This window comes from Aureimonas sp. CAS (assembly GCF_059838215.1).
The window spans coordinates 1,286,894-1,304,050 of the sequence record NZ_CM187563.1 but is presented as its reverse complement, the minus strand read 5'-3'; the positions used below and the strand labels follow the sequence as shown (position 1 = coordinate 1,304,050).

13 protein-coding genes and 1 tRNA gene are annotated in these 17,157 nt (G+C 67.8%); 3 read left to right on the top strand and 11 right to left on the bottom strand.

Annotation, left to right across the window (positions count from 1 at the left end):
• Positions 1-60: 60 nt before the first annotated feature.
• Positions 61-1,410: an urea ABC transporter substrate-binding protein gene (urtA, locus tag AC6R2M_RS06345; protein WP_500486579.1), complete on the bottom strand. Its 1,350-nt coding sequence runs from the start codon at positions 1,408-1,410 to the stop codon at positions 61-63.
• Between the two features lie 153 nt (positions 1,411-1,563).
• Here urtA and AC6R2M_RS06340 point away from each other — a divergent pair, with 153 nt between their 5' ends.
• Both AC6R2M_RS06340 and AC6R2M_RS06335 read left to right on the top strand, forming a co-directional pair.
• Positions 1,564-4,923, top strand: a complete 3,360-nt coding sequence (locus AC6R2M_RS06340; RefSeq protein WP_500486577.1) for a hybrid sensor histidine kinase/response regulator — start codon at positions 1,564-1,566, stop codon at positions 4,921-4,923.
• On the top strand, positions 4,916-5,839 hold the full coding sequence (locus AC6R2M_RS06335; protein ID WP_500486575.1) for a response regulator: 924 nt from the start codon (positions 4,916-4,918) through the stop codon (positions 5,837-5,839). The genes AC6R2M_RS06340 and AC6R2M_RS06335 overlap by 8 nt, the downstream gene beginning before the upstream one ends.
• A gap of 152 nt (positions 5,840-5,991) precedes the next feature.
• Here AC6R2M_RS06335 and AC6R2M_RS06330 read toward each other — a convergent pair.
• Positions 5,992-6,076: transfer RNA gene (locus tag AC6R2M_RS06330), tRNA-Tyr, on the bottom strand.
• A gap of 131 nt (positions 6,077-6,207) precedes the next feature.
• Between AC6R2M_RS06330 and rlmB the strand changes: the two genes are divergently transcribed.
• Positions 6,208-7,029, top strand: a complete 822-nt coding sequence (rlmB, locus tag AC6R2M_RS06325; protein WP_500486573.1) for a 23S rRNA (guanosine(2251)-2'-O)-methyltransferase RlmB — start codon at positions 6,208-6,210, stop codon at positions 7,027-7,029.
• On the opposite strand, the gene AC6R2M_RS06320 is transcribed toward rlmB, so the two are convergent.
• The 9 genes from AC6R2M_RS06320 to AC6R2M_RS06280 form a co-directional block, all read right to left on the bottom strand.
• Positions 7,014-7,700, bottom strand: coding sequence for an ABC transporter ATP-binding protein (locus AC6R2M_RS06320; protein ID WP_500486571.1), 687 nt, complete (start codon positions 7,698-7,700; stop codon positions 7,014-7,016). The two genes, rlmB and AC6R2M_RS06320, sit on opposite strands and share 16 nt — an antisense overlap.
• Before the next feature lie 8 nt (positions 7,701-7,708).
• Entirely contained in the window at positions 7,709-9,001 is a 1,293-nt protein-coding gene (locus AC6R2M_RS06315; RefSeq protein WP_500486569.1) for a lipoprotein-releasing ABC transporter permease subunit, read from the bottom strand.
• Positions 8,998-10,320, bottom strand: coding sequence for a proline--tRNA ligase (proS, locus tag AC6R2M_RS06310; protein ID WP_500486566.1), 1,323 nt, complete (start codon positions 10,318-10,320; stop codon positions 8,998-9,000). Before proS ends, AC6R2M_RS06315 begins: the two co-directional genes overlap by 4 nt.
• A 638-nt stretch (positions 10,321-10,958) precedes the next feature.
• Positions 10,959-11,225 (bottom strand): DUF1467 family protein, encoded by a 267-nt coding sequence (locus tag AC6R2M_RS06305; protein WP_500486564.1) that lies wholly within the window; start codon positions 11,223-11,225, stop codon positions 10,959-10,961.
• Positions 11,225-11,632 (bottom strand): methylmalonyl-CoA epimerase, encoded by a 408-nt coding sequence (gene mce / locus AC6R2M_RS06300; protein WP_500486562.1) that lies wholly within the window; start codon positions 11,630-11,632, stop codon positions 11,225-11,227. Before mce ends, AC6R2M_RS06305 begins: the two co-directional genes overlap by 1 nt.
• 4 nt (positions 11,633-11,636) lie before the next feature.
• Positions 11,637-13,259 carry a ribonuclease J gene (locus AC6R2M_RS06295; protein WP_500486560.1) on the bottom strand — a complete coding sequence of 541 codons (1,623 nt, stop codon included), beginning with the start codon at positions 13,257-13,259 and terminating at the stop codon, positions 11,637-11,639.
• Between the two features lie 140 nt (positions 13,260-13,399).
• On the bottom strand, positions 13,400-14,185 hold the full coding sequence (locus AC6R2M_RS06290; RefSeq protein WP_500487511.1) for a biotin--[acetyl-CoA-carboxylase] ligase: 786 nt from the start codon (positions 14,183-14,185) through the stop codon (positions 13,400-13,402).
• On the bottom strand, positions 14,182-15,636 hold the full coding sequence (gene nuoN, locus AC6R2M_RS06285) for an NADH-quinone oxidoreductase subunit NuoN (protein ID WP_500486558.1): 1,455 nt from the start codon (positions 15,634-15,636) through the stop codon (positions 14,182-14,184). The genes AC6R2M_RS06290 and nuoN overlap by 4 nt, the downstream gene beginning before the upstream one ends.
• 13 nt (positions 15,637-15,649) lie before the next feature.
• Complete coding sequence (locus AC6R2M_RS06280; RefSeq protein WP_500486556.1) at positions 15,650-17,155, bottom strand: NADH-quinone oxidoreductase subunit M; 1,506 nt, start codon at positions 17,153-17,155, stop codon at positions 15,650-15,652.
• Positions 17,156-17,157 lie beyond the last annotated feature (2 nt).

Genomic DNA, 17,157 nt, shown 5'->3' with positions numbered 1-17,157 from the left:
TGGGATCGAGGGAGCCGAACGGCAGACCTTCTTCGAAGCCGGCCGTCCGTCAGGCAAGGATCAGTTGGCCGCGGCCGCTTCCTCTTCCGGCTCCTCGGTCGCCGGGGCGGCTTCCGCCCCCTGGCCGCCGCACTGGCCGGTCACCACGTTGAAGTTTCCGCAGGAGAGCGGGGCGCGCCAGTCGGCGATGAGGTCGCGCGAGCCTTCCAGATACGGCGACCATTCCTGCGCCACGACCGTGCCGGGCGTCTCCCAGACGACCTCGAACTGGCCGTCGTCCTGGATCTCGCCGATCAGCACGGGCTTGGTGATGTGATGGTTCGGCATCATGGCGGAGTAGCCGCCGGTCAGGTTCGGCACGGCGACGCCGATCATCGCGTCGATCACCGCATCCGTGTCGGTCGTGCCGGCCTTCTCGACCGCCTGAACCCACATGTTGAAGCCGATATAGTGCGCTTCCATCGGGTCGTTGGTGACGCGGTCGTCCGAGCCGATGAAGGCCTGCCACTTCTCGATGAAGTCGAGATTCTCGTCGGTGTCGACGCTCATGAAGTAGTTCCAGGCGGCCAGGTGCCCGACGAGCGGCCCGGTGTCGATGCCCGCCAGCTCCTCCTCGCCGACCGAGAAGGCGACGACCGGGATGTCCTCGGCCGAGACGCCCTGGTTGGCGAGCTCGCGGTAGAAGGGCACGTTGGCGTCGCCGTTGATCGTCGAGACGACCGCCGTGCGCTTGCCGGCCGAGCCGAACTGCTGGATTTCCTGGACGATCGACTGCCAGTCGGAATGGCCGAAGGGCGTGTAGTTGATGAGGATGTCTTCCTCGGCGACGCCCAGCTCGTCCTTCAGATAGGCTTCGAGAATGCGGTTGGCCGTGCGCGGGTAGACGTAGTCGGTGCCGGCCAGGACCCAGCGCTCGATGCCCTCCTCCTCAGCCAGATAATCGACCGCCGGAATCGCCTGCTGGTTGGGCGCGGCGCCCGTGTAGAAGATGTTGCGCGAGGATTCCTCGCCCTCGTACTGGACCGGGTAGAAGAGGATGCCGTTCAGCTCCTCGAAGACCGGCAGGACGGACTTGCGCGAGACCGAGGTCCAGGCGCCGAAGACGGCGTCCACCTGATCCTCCGCCAGGAGCTGGCGGGCCTGCTCGGCGAAGCGCGGCCAGTCGGACGCCGGATCGACGACGACGGCCTCGAGCGGACGGCCGAGCAGGCCGCCCTTCTCGTTCTGCTCCTCGATGAGCATCAGCATGACGTCCTTGAGGGTCGTCTCCGAGATCGCCATCGTGCCCGACAGCGAGTGGAGGACGCCGACCTTGATCGGCTCGCCCGAAGGCTCCTGCGCCAGCGCCGTGGTGGACAGAAGCGCGGCTGCGAGCCCGCCCGCGATGGCCATTCCCTTGAACACGCGCATGATCGTCACCCCTGTCGTTGAAATCTCTTGCGGCGACCCATCGCCGGACGTGGGGGAGCTTCGTTTTTGCAGGTGCGAAAGGGTATACGTCGAATGACGTAGAGGGCCGGTTACCGCGCCATGGCAGGACAGGCTTCGGAGACGAGGAGACCGATGGCCGGCCGCCAGCGCATCCTGCCCGTGCGGCGCGACTACAACCGCTTCGTCGCCGACGAGACGCTGGAGGACTACGCGCTGCGCTTCACGGCGCGAAAGGCGCGGCGCTGGTCCCCGCAATGGGTGTCGCAGACCGCCATCGGCGCGATCTCGTTCCTGGCGCTGGAGGCGATCGGCGGGGCGATCACGCTCATGTTCGGCTTCGCGAACGCGGTCGCGGCGATTCTCGTGGTCGGCATCGTCCTGTTCGCCACCGCCCTTCCGATCAGCCGATACGCCTCGCGCTACGGCGTCGACATCGACCTCCTGACGCGCGGCGCGAGCTTCGGCTATATCGGCTCGACCGTGACCTCGCTCATCTATGCGAGCTTCACCTTCATCCTCTTCGCCATCGAAGCGGCGATTATGACGGCGGCTCTGAACATCGCCTTCGCCGTGCCGCTCTGGCTCGGCTACGTCGTCTCGGCCTTCGTCATCATCCCGCTGGTCACGCACGGGGTGACGCGCATCTCGCGCTTCCAGCTCGCAACGCAGCCGCTCTGGATCGGGCTGAACCTCCTGCCGATCGGCTTCATCCTGTGGGCCGAGCCGCAGGCCGTCTCGCAATGGATCGCCTTTCCCGGACTGGAGAACCCCAACGGCGGCGGCTTCGATCTTCTGAAGTTCGGGGCCGCGGCCTCCGTCATCCTCGCTCTGATGCCGCAGATCGGGGAGCAGGTGGACATCCTTCGCTTCCTGCCCGCGCAGGAGCGGCAGAGCCGGTCCTGGCGCTTCGCCATGCTCGCGGCGGGGCCGGGCTGGATCGTCCTCGGCGCGCCGAAGCTCCTCCTCGGCTCCTTCCTCGCCGTGCTGGCGCTCGGCAGCGGCGTGCCGCCCGAGAGCGCGGCGGACCCCGCGCACATGTACGACGTCGCCTTCCGCTACGTCTTCGATTCCCCGACGCTCGCAGCGCTCGTCATGGCGCTCTTCGTCGTCGTCTCCCAGCTCAAGATCAACGTCATGAACGCCTATGCGGGCTCGCTCGCATGGTCGAACTTCTTCTCGCGGCTGACGCACTCGCATCCGGGCCGCGTCGTCTGGCTGGTCTTCAACGTCATGATCGCGCTGCTCCTGATGGAGCTCGGCATCTACGGCGCTCTGGAGGCAACGTTCGGCCTCTTCGCCAACGTCGCCGTCGCCTGGCTCGGCGCGATCGTCGCCGACCTGTCGATCAACAAGCGGCTCGGCCTGTCGCCGGAGGGGATCGAGTTCAAGCGCGCCCATCTCTACGACGTGAACCCCGTCGGGATCGGCGCGATGGGCGCGGCCACGATCGTCTCGCTCGCCGCCTTCGCCGGCTGGCTGGGCGAAATCGCGCAGGCGCTTTCGCCCTTTCTGGCGCTGATCGTCGCGCTCATCGTCTCGCCGCTCATCGCCTGGGCGACGGGCGGGCGCTACTACCTCGCCCGCAAGCCGCGCGCCGCATGGGCGGCCCGGCGCGAGATCGAATGCGTCATCTGCGAGCACGCCTTCGAGCCGGAGGACATGGCGCACTGCCCGGCCTATGCCGCGCCCATCTGCTCGCTCTGCTGCTCGCTGGACGCGCGCTGCGGCGATCTCTGCAAGCCGCATGCGAAATTCTCGGCGCAGGCCGGCGCAGTGGCCGAGACGCTCCTGCCCGAGCCGGTCGCCCGCAAGCTGCGGTCGGGGGTCGCCAGCTTCACCGGCATCTTCGCCACCATGGCCGGGGCGATCGGTCTCGTCCTCCTGCTGATCCACTACCGCACGCTGGTCGTGGAGCCGGACGCCGCCGGCCCCGTCGCTTCCGCGCTTCTGGCCAGCTTCTTCATCCTCGCCATCGTCGCGGGCATCGCCGCGTGGTTCTTCGTGCTTCAGCGCCAGAGCCGGCGCGTCGCACAGGAGGAGAGCGCCCGCCAGACGACCATGCTCCTCGACGAGATCGCCTCGCACCGGCGCACCGACGCGGCGCTGCAGGAGGCGAAGGAAAAGGCGGAGGCCGCGAGCGATGCCAAGAGCCGCTACGTGGTCGGCATGGCCCACGAGCTTCGCACCCCGCTCAACACCGTGCTCGGCTACGCGCAGCTTCTGGAGCGCGACGAGGCGGTGCCGGAGGGAAAGCGCGGCTCGCTTCGCGTCATCCGCTCTTCGGCCGAGCATTTGTCCGGCCTGATCGACGGTCTGCTCGACGTCTCCAAGATCGAGGCCGGTCGCCTGCAGCTGCGGCCGGGCGCCGTGCGGCTGCCGGACTTCCTCGACGCGCTCGCCGACATGTTCGCCATGCAGGCCGACGCCAAGGGGCTCGCCTTCACCGTCGCGCGCGCGCCGAACCTGCCGGCGCTGGTGCGGACCGACGAGAAGCGGCTGCGACAGATCCTCATCAACATCCTCTCCAACGCGATCAAATACACCGAGGCCGGGTCGGTGACGCTGGACGTCGCCTATCGCAGCCAGGTCGCGACCTTCACCGTGACCGACACCGGCCCCGGCATCGCGGCGGGCGAGCTGTCGCGCATCTTCGATCCGTTCGAGCGGGGAACGGCGGCGCTCGGCAAGGCGCCGGGCCTCGGGCTCGGCCTGACGATCACGCGCCTGCTCGCCAATCTGATGGGCGGCGACGTGACGGCCGAGAGCACGGTCGGGCAGGGTTCGCGCTTCACGGTCCGCGTCCTGCTCTCGGCGATCTCCGACGCCAAGGGGACAGTGCCTGCCCCCGCGCCCGAGCCGACCGGCTATCTCGGAGCGCGCCGCACGATCCTCGTCGTCGACGACGAGGAGGCCCATCGCGAGCTGATGGTCGAGATCCTGCGGCCGCTCGGCTTCGTGGTCCTCACCGCCGGGGACGGGCCGGCGGCGCTCGAGCTGGTGCGGGACATCCGGCCGGACCTCTTCCTCCTCGACATCCAGATGCCCGGCCTCGACGGCTGGACGCTCGCCAGGCGCCTGCGCGAACGCGGTCAGACGGGCGCGATCGTGATGCTGTCCGCGACGCTGGCGGAGACGCCCGACCAGGCGCCCGGCGAGATGGCACCGGCCGAGGAGACTCTGGCCAAGCCCTTCGACATCCGCCAGCTCCTGTCGCGTGTGGCCGTGCTGACCGGGCTCGAATGGACGAGCGAGGACGCGCCCTCCCCGCCGCAGCCCTCCCCCTTGCCGGTCTCCGCGCGCCTTGCGCCCGCCGACGCCACCGAACTTCTGGAACTCGCCCGGATCGGCTACAAGCGGGGGATCGAGCGCAAGCTGGAGGCTCTGGAGCGAAACCCGGAGCTGAACCCCCTCACCGACCGACTGCGCCATCACGCCGGGAATTTCGACATGAAGGCCTTCATCGCCCTTCTGGAGACGAGCAGGAGTGAGTGAGGACGGCGCATCGGGCCGCATCGGCGAGGACGGCATCGTTCTCGTCGTGGACGATTCGCCCGATGCGCTGCGCCTTCTCACCGACGCCATCGAGACGACGGGCGCGAGCGTCCTCGTCGCGCTCTCCGGAGAAGAGGCGCTGTCGATCGCGGCACGGCTGACACCCGACATCGTGCTGATGGACGCCGTGATGCCCGGAATGGGCGGCTTCGAAGCGACACGGCGTCTGAAGGCCGATCCGGCGCTGCGCCATGTGCCGGTGATCGTGATGACGGGCCTGACGGAGACCGCCCATGTGGTGGAGGGACTGAAGGCGGGCGCGGTGGACTATCTCGGCAAGCCCGTCGCCCCCGACGAACTCCTCGCCCGAATCCGCGTCCATCTCGCCAACGCCCGGGAGGCCGAGGCCGCCCGTACGGCGCTGGACACGGCCGGACGCTACCTTCTGGCGGTGGACGGGCATGGCCGGCTCCTCTGGGCGACGCCCCAGGCGCGGCGCCTTCTCTCCGCCCAGCCCGGAGCGTCGGGGGACACGATGGGCCTGCCGGCGGCGCTGTTCGACGCGCTCCTCGCCGGCGGGCCGGAAACCTCGCTGCCGCTCCGCGCCGATGCGGCGCAAGCGACGCCCTACCTCTCCTTCATCGGCCGGGCGGGCGAGGACGAGCATCTTCTGCGCATCTCCGCCCAGGAGCCCGGCAACGCGGAGGCCGCGCTTCGGCGGCGCTACCAGCTTACCGCGCGCGAGGCCGAGATCGCGCTGTGGCTGGCGCGCGGCAAGTCGAACCGGGACATCGCCGAAATCCTCTCCTTGAGCCCCCGCACGGTGAACAAGCACCTGGAGGCGGTGTTCGAGAAGCTGGGCGTGGAGAACCGCGCGGCCGCAGCCGTCATGATCGCGCGAACCGGAGAGGCCTGAGCCTTCCCGCGTCGCCCGGCGCGCTCGCCGGACATCTCATCTTGCGCGAAGCGATGCGCGCCGCAAGCCGGCGGCATCAACGGGCGAACCGGTCAGCGTTCCGTGCGGACGTCGTTCATGTGGGGGGAGCGATCGAACTCGCTTTGCGGGGATGGTGGAGGGAGTTGGATTTGAACCAACGTAGGCTAAGCCAACGGATTTACAGTCCGTCCCCTTTAACCACTCGGGCATCCCTCCGGATCCCATTTGAATCGGTCGGCGCCAGTGACGCCCGCGTTCGATCCGGCGGCGTTATGCAGGCCGCTTCGGCGCCTGTCAACATGGCGGACGACGTATCTCTGCGGGCGGAACTGCGATAACAACGCGCCATGACCGAACGCCGCACCCACACCCCCAAGGACACCCACTACGCCAATCTGCGGCGCGCGCACCGCGAGCGCGCGCGCAGCGGCCCGGAAGCCGCGCAGGAGCCGGACGTCGGCGTCCGGCTCTACGGCATCCACACGGTGCAGGCGGCGCTGGCGAATCCGGCGCGTCGCCACCACCGCCTGCTGGCGACCCGCAACGCGCTGAACCGGCTGGAGCTCGACGAAAGCGCCCTGCCCTGTCCGCTGGAAATGGTGGAGCCGCGCGACCTCGATAAGATGCTCGGCGAGGACGCCGTCCATCAGGGCGTCGTCCTCGAATGCGAGCCGCTGCCCGTCCGCCGCCTGTCGGACATCGGCGACGCGCCCCTGATCCTCGTCCTCGATCAGGTGACCGACCCGCACAATGTCGGCGCGATCCTGCGCTCGGCGACCGCCTTCGGGGCCGGAGCCCTGGTGACGACCTCGCGCCATTCGCCACAGGAATCGGGCGTTCTCGCCAAGGCCGCGTCGGGCGCGCTGGAGCACGTTCCCTATGTCCAGATCGGCAATCTGGCGGACGGCCTGAACGAGCTGCACGAGCGCGGCTATCTGACGGTCGGGCTCGATTCGGACGGACCGCTGGAGCTGGAGCCGACGCTTGCCGGCGAGAAGATCGCGCTGGTGCTCGGATCCGAGGGCAAGGGCCTGCGCCAGAAGACGCGCGAGACGGTCTCCGCCCTCGCCCGGCTGGAGATGCCGGGCGCCATCCGCTCGCTCAACGTCTCGAACGCCGCCGCCGTCGCGCTCTACGCGGCGCGCCGGCATCTTCAGCCGAAGGCGTAGGGCACGATCTTTCCGGCCTCCAGCGTGACCGTGCGGTCCATGCGCTGAGCGAGCTCATGGTTGTGCGTGGCGATGAGCGCCGCGACGCCGGACTGGCGCACCAGCGCCGTCAGCGCGTCGAAGACGTGCGCCGAGGTGGACGGGTCGAGATTGCCGGTCGGCTCGTCGGCCAGAAGCACGTGCGGCGAGTTGGCGACCGCCCGCGCGATGGCGACGCGCTGCTGCTCGCCGCCGGAGAGTTCGGCCGGGCGATGGGAGGCGCGTTTGCCGATCCGCATGTAGCCCAGAAGCTCCTCGGCGCGCTTGTTCGCCTCCGCCTGCGACAGGCCGCGGATCATCTGCGGCAGCGCCACGTTCTCCAGCGCCGAGAACTCCGGCAGCAGATGGTGGAACTGGTAGACGAAGCCGATCGAGGTGCGGCGCAGCCTCGTGCGCGCCGCGTCGTCGAAGGTGCCGCAGGGCTGGCCGTCGACATAGACCTCCCCGCCGTCCGGCCGCTCCAGAAGGCCGGCGATGTGAAGGAGCGTGGACTTGCCCGATCCGGACGGGGCGACGAGCGCCACCATCTCGCCCGGCTGCATGGCAAAATCGGCCCGGTCGAGCACCGTCAGGCGGTTCTCGCCCTGCACATAGGTGCGCTCGACGGCGTCGAGGCGAAGCGCGGCTTGCATAGGTGTCGTCATTCGTAGCGCAGCGCCTCGACGGGATCGAGCTTGGACGCCTGCCAGGACGGGAACAGCGTCGCGATGAAGGACAGGCCCAGCGCCATGGCGACGACCATCAGAACCTCGCCCGCGTCGATCTCGGCCGGAAGGCGCGAGAGGAAGTAGAACTGCGGATCGAAGATCACCGTGCCGAGCGCCCAGGAGAAGAACTGGCGGATCGCCTCGATGTTCATCGCGAAGAGGACGCCGAGGACGAGCCCGGCCAGCGTGCCCGAGACGCCGATCGAGGTGCCGGTGATGAAGAACACCCGCATGACGGCGCCCTTGGTTGCGCCCATGGTGCGCAGGATCGCGATGTCGCGGCCCTTGTCCTTCACCAGCATGAAGAGGCCGGAGATGATGTTCAGCGCCGCGACGAGGATGATCAGCGTCAGGATGATGAACATGACGTTCCGCTCCACCTGAAGGGCGGAGAAGAAGCTCTGGTTCTGCTGCTGCCACGTCACCGTGAAGTTCGGCCGCCCGGCCGCCGCCTCGACGGTCGGCTGGATGGTCTGGACCGAATCCGGCTGGTCGACGAAGACCTCGATCGACTGCGCCCGCCCGTCCGAATTGAAGAAGAGCTGGGCCTCCGAGAAGGGCATGTAGATGTAGGCGGCGTCGAACTCCGACAGGCCGATCTCGAAGATGGCCGTGATTTCGTAACCCTTGGAGCGCGGGGCCGAGCCGAAGGGCGTGACGTCGCCGTCCGGCGAGAGGATGTCGATCGTGTCGCCGAGATTGAGCCCGAGATTGCGGGCGAGCCAGGCGCCGACGGCAACGCCCTCCCCCTCGTCGAAGCCTTCGAGCGTGCCCTGGATAATGTTGCCGGAGACCGGCGTCAGCTGCTCCAGATCCTGCTCGCGCACGCCCTTGACCAGCGCGCCCGTGTTGCCGCCGCCGAAGCGGCTGGCGAGGACCTGCCCCTGCACGAGCGGCATGGTGAAGGCAACGCCCGGCACCTGGTCGATGCGGCGCGCCACCTCGTCGAAATCGTCGAACTGGCGGTCGATCGGCTGCATTACGAGATGGCCGTTGACGCCGAGGATGCGCGTCAGCAGCTCGCCGCGAAAGCCGTTCATCACCGACATGACGATGATGAGCGCGGCGACGCCCAGCATGATGCCCACGAAGGAGAAGCCGGCGATGACCGACACGCCCGCGTCGCGGCGGCGCGAGCGCAGGTAGCGGCCCGCGATCATCCATTCGAAGCGCGAGAACGGCCTCGACGAGACCTTGTCCGCGCCCGGTTTCGCGGCGTCGCTCATGCCGTCAGCCTGCCCACCACCTCTGCGATGGGGACAGTCTGCCGGTCGCCGCTGGCGCGCAGCTTGATCTCCGCTTCGCCCGCCTTGGCGCCGCGCGGGCCGACGATCACCTGAACGGGAAGGCCGATCAAGTCCATGGTCGCGAACTTGGCGCCTGCGCGGGTGTCCTCGTCGTCGTACAGGACGTCTTGCCCGGCCGCCGTCAGCTCCGCATAGAGCTTCTCGCAGGCCGCGTCGCATTCGGCGTCGCCCGGCTTCATGTTGACGAGACCGACGTCGAAGGGCGCGACGCCCTTCGGCCAGACGATGCCGTTCTCGTCGTGGCTCGCCTCGATGATCGCGGCGATGAGGCGCGAGGGGCCGATGCCGTAGGAGCCCATGTGGACGGGCACGTTGGTGCCGTCCGGCCCCTGCACCACGGCGCCCATCGGCTCGGAATACTTGGTGCCGAAGTGGAAGATGTGGCCGACCTCGATGCCGCGCGCGGCCAGCTGGTCGCCCTCGGGCACCGCGGCCCAGGCCGCTTCGTCGTGCATCTCCTCGGTCGCCGCGTAGGCGCTCGTCCAGTCCTTCACGATGGCGTCGAGGCCCGCCGCATCGCCGAAATCGACGCCCTCCGACGGGACGGCCTTCTCCAGGAAGGCCTTGTCGCAGAAGACCGCGCTCTCGCCGGTGGAGGCGAGGATGATGAACTCGTGGCTGAGCTCGCCGCCGATGGGGCCGGTGTCGGCGCGCATCGGGATCGCCTTCAGGCCGAGCCGCTCGAAGGTGCGCAGATAGGCCACGAACATGCGGTCGTAGGCGACCTTGGCGGAATCGTAGTCGAGGTCGAAGGAATAGGCGTCCTTCATCAGGAACTCGCGCGAGCGCATCACGCCGAAGCGCGGACGCACCTCGTCTCGGAACTTCCACTGGATGTGGTAGAGGTTGAGCGGCAGGTCCTTGTAGGACTTGACCGACGAACGGAAGATGTCGGTGACCATCTCCTCGTTGGTCGGGCCGAACAGCATGTCGCGGCCGTGCCGGTCCTCGATGCGCAGCATCTCCTTGCCGTAATCGTCGTAGCGCCCGCTCTCGCGCCACAGATCGGCCGACTGGATCGTCGGCATCAGGATCTCGACCGCGCCGGAGCGGTCCTGCTCCTCGCGGATGATCCGGCAGACCTTGTCGAGAACGCGCTTGCCGAGCGGCAGCCAGGTGTAGCTGCCCGCGGCCTGCTGCCGGATCATCCCCGCGCGCAGCATCAGCCGGTGCGAGACGATCTCGGCCTCCTTCGGGGTCTCTTTCAGGATCGGCAGGAAGTATCGCGAAAGGCGCATGGAGAAGCCGTCGTTCGTTCGGGAAAGCCGGATCGCCGGCAGTTTCGGTCTCTTACCGTCTCGCCCCGCGAATGCAAATGCGCGAGGCCTTCTTCGACGGCCCGCCGGGACGTGGCACTCCGCCCTCTTAGAAGCCCCGCCATCTCCCACTCTTGCTGCAGTGCAAGATGGAAAAATTAGCAGTTTGGGCAAAAATGCGCCGCTTTTCCGTTCGCCCCTAGTGACAGGAACGTGACACTTGTAATAGCCTCGAAGGCACAACAAGAGCGCGATCCAGCGCCTTCAAACAACAGGCGGTCTAGTCTTGGGAGGACGTGGTTTCCGGCGCGCATTCGCGCTGCCCCGGCTTTAAGTCCGGCGCGAAACCCAGACCCGGTGGAGCATTGGATGCGGGGCTTCGTGCCTCGCATTCTTTTTTGTGCTCGCAGGTCCCGAGATGCTCCGCTGCGCCAAACACGCGACTTAATGGCGTCTCCGTCACCTCCTCGCGCCGGCTCGCGCATGATTTTCAGAGCGCCGTGCGTCCGTTCGGGCGCGCGAAGGTCGCTCCATCTCTTTGAACCTGCGCATCAGGCTTTCCGAAGATCGAATCCGATCTTCGGGCCGATGCTTTGGACGCGGCGCGGCCGACGGCGAACTCAGGTTCCCGGAATGATCTTCGGAAAGCTGTCGAGGCCGATCCCCAGGATCTGGGTGGACACGTAGTAGAGCGTGAAGACGAGGGCGGAGATCGCCGTCGTCGCGGCGACCTTCACCATCAGATGCGGGACGACCGGCGCGCTGTCGGCGGTGCCGGGGATGGTCTCGCCCGTATCGGCCTGAGCCCGGACGCCGAAGGGCAGGACGGCGAAGAGCACCGTCCACCAGATCACGAAATAGACCGCGATGCCGTTGATGATCCCCATCAGCGGACCTCCTCCAGTTCCACCAGCGCGCCGTTGAAGTCGGACGGATGGAGGAAGAGGACGGGGTTGCCGTGCGCCCCGGTCTTCGGTCGCCCGTCGCCCAGAACCCGCGCTCCCGCCTCCGTCAGCAGGCGGGCCGCCTCTTCGATGTCGGCGACCTCGTAGCAGACATGGTGGATGCCGCCCTTGGGGTTGCGGTCCAGGAACTTGGCGATGGGCGAGTCCTCGCCCAGCGGCTCCATCAGCTCGACCTTGGAGTTGCCGAGGTCCACGAAGACGAGCCGCACGCCCTGCTCGGGCAGTTCGAGGGCGTCCGAAACGGACGCCCCCAGCGTGTTGCGATAGGTTTCGACGGCCGCCGTCAGGTCGGGCACCGCGATGGCGACATGATTGAGCCGTCCGATCAAACCCTTACTCCTTGCCGCTCGCCTTCGACACGAAGACGGTCACGATCGGCTTCTTGCCCCAGGCGTCGTAGGCTTCGGCCCGGACCGAACGGCGGACCGCCTCGCGGACGGTCTCGACATCCTTGCGGCGCTGGCGCGGCATACTCTCCACAGCCCCGGCGGCCGCGTCCACCAGCGCCTCGTGAATCTCCTCGCCCTCGAAATCCTTGTCCGGGATACCGAGAGCGATGACTTCGGGATCGACCTTCAGGTCCAGTTTGGGCGAGAGTTCGACCATGACGGCGATATGGCCCGCGAAGGAGAGCCGGCGGCGCTCGCCGATCCCGAGCTCCTTCTCCGAGCCGATCAGGAGCCCGTCCTTGTAGTAGCGGCCGTGCGGCACCTCGTCGACGATCTGCGCGGGGCCGGGCGCCAGACGCACCATCTTGCCGTTGCGCAGCGAGACGACCTCCTTCACCCCCTGCTCGCGGGCGAGTTGCGCATGGGCCACGAGATGGGCCGCCTCGCCATGCGCGGGCACGGCGATCTTCGGGCGGACCCAATCGTAGAGCTGGCGCATTTCCGACCGGCGCGGATGGCCGGACACGTGGACCAGCCGCTCGCCGTCCTCGATCACGTGGATGCCGCGGTCGATCAGCGCGTTGCGGATGTCGCCGATGGCCTTCTCGTTGCCCGGGATCGAGCGGGAGGAGAAGATCACCGTGTCCTCGGCCGAGAGCGCGACGGAAGGGTGGTCGTCGCGCGAGATGCGGGCGAGAGCGGCGCGCGCCTCGCCCTGGCTGCCGGTGAGGATGATCACCGCCTTATCGCGCGGCACGTAACCGAAATCCTGCTCGGTCAGGAAGGGCTCGATGCCCTCCAGATAGCCGAGCTCGCCCGCCACATCGGTCATGCGGCGCATGGACCGGCCCATCAGGAGAACCTGGCGCCCGGCGTCCTGCGCCGCCTTGGCGACCGAGCGGATGCGCCCGATGTTGGAGGAGAAGGTGGTGACGGCCACCCTGCCCTTCGCCTCCCGGATGATCTCGCCGAGCGACTCGTTGACGTCCCGCTCCGAGGGGCTGACGCCCTCACGGTTGGCGTTGGTGGAGTCCGAGATCAGCGCCAGCACGCCCTCGTCGCCGATCTGGCGCAGCCGCGCCTCGTCGGTCGGCAGGCCGAGAGCCGGCGTCGCGTCGATCTTCCAGTCGCCGGAGTGGACGATGGTGCCGAGCGAGGTGCGGATGGCGAGCGCCACCGGCTCCGGGATCGAGTGGGTGACGTTCACTGCCTCGATCTCGAACGGACCGACCGTGAATCGGTCGCCCGCCTTGAAGACCGTCAGCGGGATTTTCGGCGCGCCCGGCTCGCTCTCGCGCTTGGCCTCGAGGAGCCCGGCCGTGAACGCCGTGCAGTGGACCGGCACGCGCAGGCGTGGCCACAGGTCGAGCAGCGCGCCGTAATGATCCTCGTGAGCGTGGGTGACGATGATCGCCTTCAGGCTCTTGCCGAGCGATTCGACGAAGGAGATGTCGGGCAGGACGAGATCGACGCCCGGATGTTCCGGTCCGGCGAAGGAGACGCCGCAATCCACCACGATCCATTCGCGGCTTTCCGCCGGCCCATAGCCGTAGAGGGCGAAATTCATACCGATTTCGCCGATGCCCCCGAGGGGCACGAATACCAGTTCAGTCAATGTGTCAGTCACTTTCGTTGAGAGCCGGAATGAACCGGCATTTGCATCTGCCCTGACAAGCGGCGGGCCACCGAAACTCGTGGAACGGCGTCTCAGACCGGAACGGGAGACGCCATGTTGGAGAAGAAGAGATCGCCGGCGGAGAACACCTCGCGTGTGCCGCGCGAAGTTTCAAGGACGAGCCGGCCCGAGGCGTCGAGTTCCAGGAAACGTCCGTCCACCAAACGGTCGGATAGGTTGACGCGCACGGCCTCGCCGATGCCCTTGGCGCGCGCGATCCACTCGGCGCGGACGCCCGCGAAGCCGAGGCCCCGATCCCAGCGCCGCAGCGCCGCCTCGACGCCCTCCGCCAGTGCCTCGAAGGCCTCGTCGACCGTGCCCGCAAAGCCGTGTTCGCGCAGGGCGGCGATGGGGTAGGACGCGTCGGTGCGGCCCGGCGCCTGCAGATTGACGCCCGTCCCGATGGCGACGCCGAGCGTTCCGGCCGCCAGACGCTCGCTCTCGATGAGGATCCCGACGCATTTGGCGCCGTCGAGCAGGATGTCGTTCGGCCATTTGATGCGGACGGCGTCCGGATCGACGCCCGGAAGACGGCCGATGCCGTCGGCCACGCCGACCGCCACCACCAGCGGCAGATTGGCCAGATGCTCCATCGGCGCGGGGTCGAGGAGAAGAAGCGTCGCATAGAGCCCGCCGGGCGGCGAGGCCCAGGCGCGGCCGCGCCGGCCCCGCCCCTCGGTCTGGCGACCCGCCGTGATCCAGAGCGGCCCCGGATCGCCCGCACGAGCGGCTTCCAGCGCATGCGCGTTGGTCGAGCCGACGACCTCGAAGGCGAGGCGCCGGCGAGGCGGGTTGGCGAAAGCGCCCCTCCGGCTCAGAAGAAAGTCCTTGCCGCCGTTGCCGCCGCCGCGAAGAGCGGACCGGCGAAGATGATGTAGGCCGGGAAGATGAACAGCGCGGAGGCGCCGAGCACGAGACGGAGCTCGGGCGCCATCGGCTGGAAGCCGCCCGCCGGCTCGTCGAACCACATCACCTTCACGATGCGCAGATAGTAGTAGAGGCCGACCGCCGAGGTGACGACGCCGATGATGGCGAGCGGCACGAGGCCGGCGCCGACGGCGGCCACGAAGACGTAGTACTTGCCCCAGAAGCCGAGAAGCGGCGGCAGGCCGGCGAGCGAGAACATCAGCGCCGTCATGGCGAGCGCCATCACCGGGTTGGTGCGGGCGAGGCCGGACAGCTCGTAGATGTCCTCGACCGCGCCCTCCTTGCGGCGCATGGCGAGGATGACGGCGAAGGTGCCGAGCGTCATCGCCATGTAGGTCGCCATGTAGATCAGGACGCCGGTCACGCCCGCCTCGTCCGCCGCAGCGAGGCCCACGAGCGCGTAGCCCATGTGGCCGATTGACGAATAGGCCATCAGGCGCTTGATGTTCGTCTGCCCGATGGCGGCGAAGGCGCCGAGGATCATCGAGGCGATGGAGATGAAGACGACGATCTGCTGCCAGTCGAGCGCCAGCGGGCCGAAACCGTCCACCGTGAATCGGATCAGCAGCGCCATGGCCGCGACTTTCGGCGCGCCCGCGAAGAAGGCGGTGACCGGGGTCGGCGCGCCCTCGTAGACGTCCGGAGTCCACATATGGAACGGCACGGCGGAGATCTTGAAGGCGAGGCCCGCGATCACGAAGACGAGGCCGACGAGGAGACCGAAGGAACGCCCCTCCTCCGTCAGCGCCAGTGCGATGGCCTGGAACTCGATCTGGCCCGTGAAGCCGTAGACGAGCGAGGCGCCGTAGAGGAGCATGCCCGAGGACAGCGCGCCGAGAACGAAATATTTCAGGCCGGCTTCGGTGGAGCGGACGTTGTCGCGGTTGATCGCCGCGATGACGTAGGCCGCCAGCGACTGCAGCTCCAGGCCCATGTAGAGCGCGATCAGGTCGCCCGCCGAGACCATGACCATCATGCCGATGGTGGCGAGGACGATCAGGACCGGGAACTCGAAGCGGTCGAACCGCTCGAGCTTCGCGAAGCCCACCGTCATCAGGATCGCGGCCAGCGCGCCGATCAGGACCAGCACCTTGGCGAAGCGCGCGAAGGGGTCGAGGATGAAGGAGCCGCCGAAGGCGACGCCGTCCGGGGTCACGAACAGCAGCCAGAAGCCGGCGAAGGCGACGAGGCCGACGGTCAGCCCGGTCACGAGACCCGCGCTCTTCTCCCCCATGAAGGTGCCGATCATCAGAAGGATCATGGCACCGACGGCGAGAACGATCTCGGGCCCGACGATCGGCAGGCTCTGGGCGACGAAGTCGGAGAAGACGAGAGGATCCACGAACCCTGTCCCTTTACTCAGCCTCGGCCACCGCGGAGGCCGCTTCGAGCGCCGCCGTGTAGCCGGACAGGATGTTGTCGACCGACACGGCGGTGACGTTGAAGACGGGCATCGGATAGACGCCGTAGAAGACCACCAGGACCGCCAGCGGATAGAGCAGCACCTTCTCGCGCCGCGTCAGGTCGAGGATGCCCTTCAGGCTCTCCTTCTCCAGCGGGCCGAGAACGACGCGGCGATAGAGCCACAGCGCGTAGGCCGCCGAGAGGATGACGCCGGTCGTCGCGATGATGGCGACCCAGGTGTTCACCCGGAAGGCGCCGAGCAGCGTCATGAACTCGCCGACGAAGCCGGACGTGCCCGGCAGGCCGACATTGGCCATGGTGAAGAGCAGCATCATCGCCGCATAGGCCGGCATGCGGTGGACGAGGCCGCCATAGGCGGCGATCTCGCGGGTGTGCATGCGGTCGTAGACGACGCCGACGCAGAGGAACAGCGCGCCGGAGATGAGCCCGTGGCTGAGCATCTGGAAGATCGCGCCCTGCAGGCCCTGCTCGTTGGCCGCGAAGATGCCCATGGTCACGAAGCCCATGTGCGCGACGGAGGAGTAGGCGATCAGCTTCTTGATGTCCTCCTGCATCAGCGCCACCAGCGAGGTGTAGACGATGGCGATGACGGACAGCGCGAAGACGAGCGGCGCGAACTGGTCGGAGGCCAGCGGGAACATCGGCAGCGAGAAGCGGATGAAGCCGTAGCCGCCGAGCTTCAGGAGGATGCCGGCGAGGATCACCGAGCCCGCCGTCGGCGCCTCGACGTGCGCGTCCGGCAGCCAGGTGTGGACCGGCCACATCGGCATCTTCACCGCGAAGGAGGCGAAGAAGGCGAGCCACAGCCAGGTCTGCATCGAGGCCGGGAAGTCGGTGGCCAGGAGCTGCGGGATCGAGGTCGTGCCCGCGGTCCAGTACATCGCCATGATGGCGACGAGCATCAGGACCGAGCCGAGGAAGGTGTAGAGGAAGAACTTGTAGCTCGCGTAGACGCGCCGCTTGCCGCCCCAGACGCCGATGATCAGGAACATCGGGATCAGCGAGCCTTCGAAGAAGACGTAGAAGAGCACGATGTCCAGCGCGCAGAAGACGCCGATGACGAGCGTTTCCAGCACGAGGAAGGCGATCATGTACTCCTTCGTGCGGACCGTGATCGCCTCCTTGGAGGCGAGGATGCAGATCGGCAGGAGGAAGGTCGTCAGGATGACGAACAGCATCGAGATGCCGTCGACGCCCATGTGATAGGCGATGCCGCCCGGCAGCCACTCGACATACTCGACCATCTGGAAGCCCGACTGCGAATTGTCGAAGCCGATCCAGATTCCGAGCGAGAGGACGAAGGTGAAGACGCTCGTCAGGAGCGCGACGTTGAAGACGTTCTTCCTGGCCAGCTCGTTGTCGTCCCGGATGAACAGGATGATCAGAGCGCCGACGAGCGGCAGGAAGGTGACGGTCGATAGAATCGGCCAGCCCATAC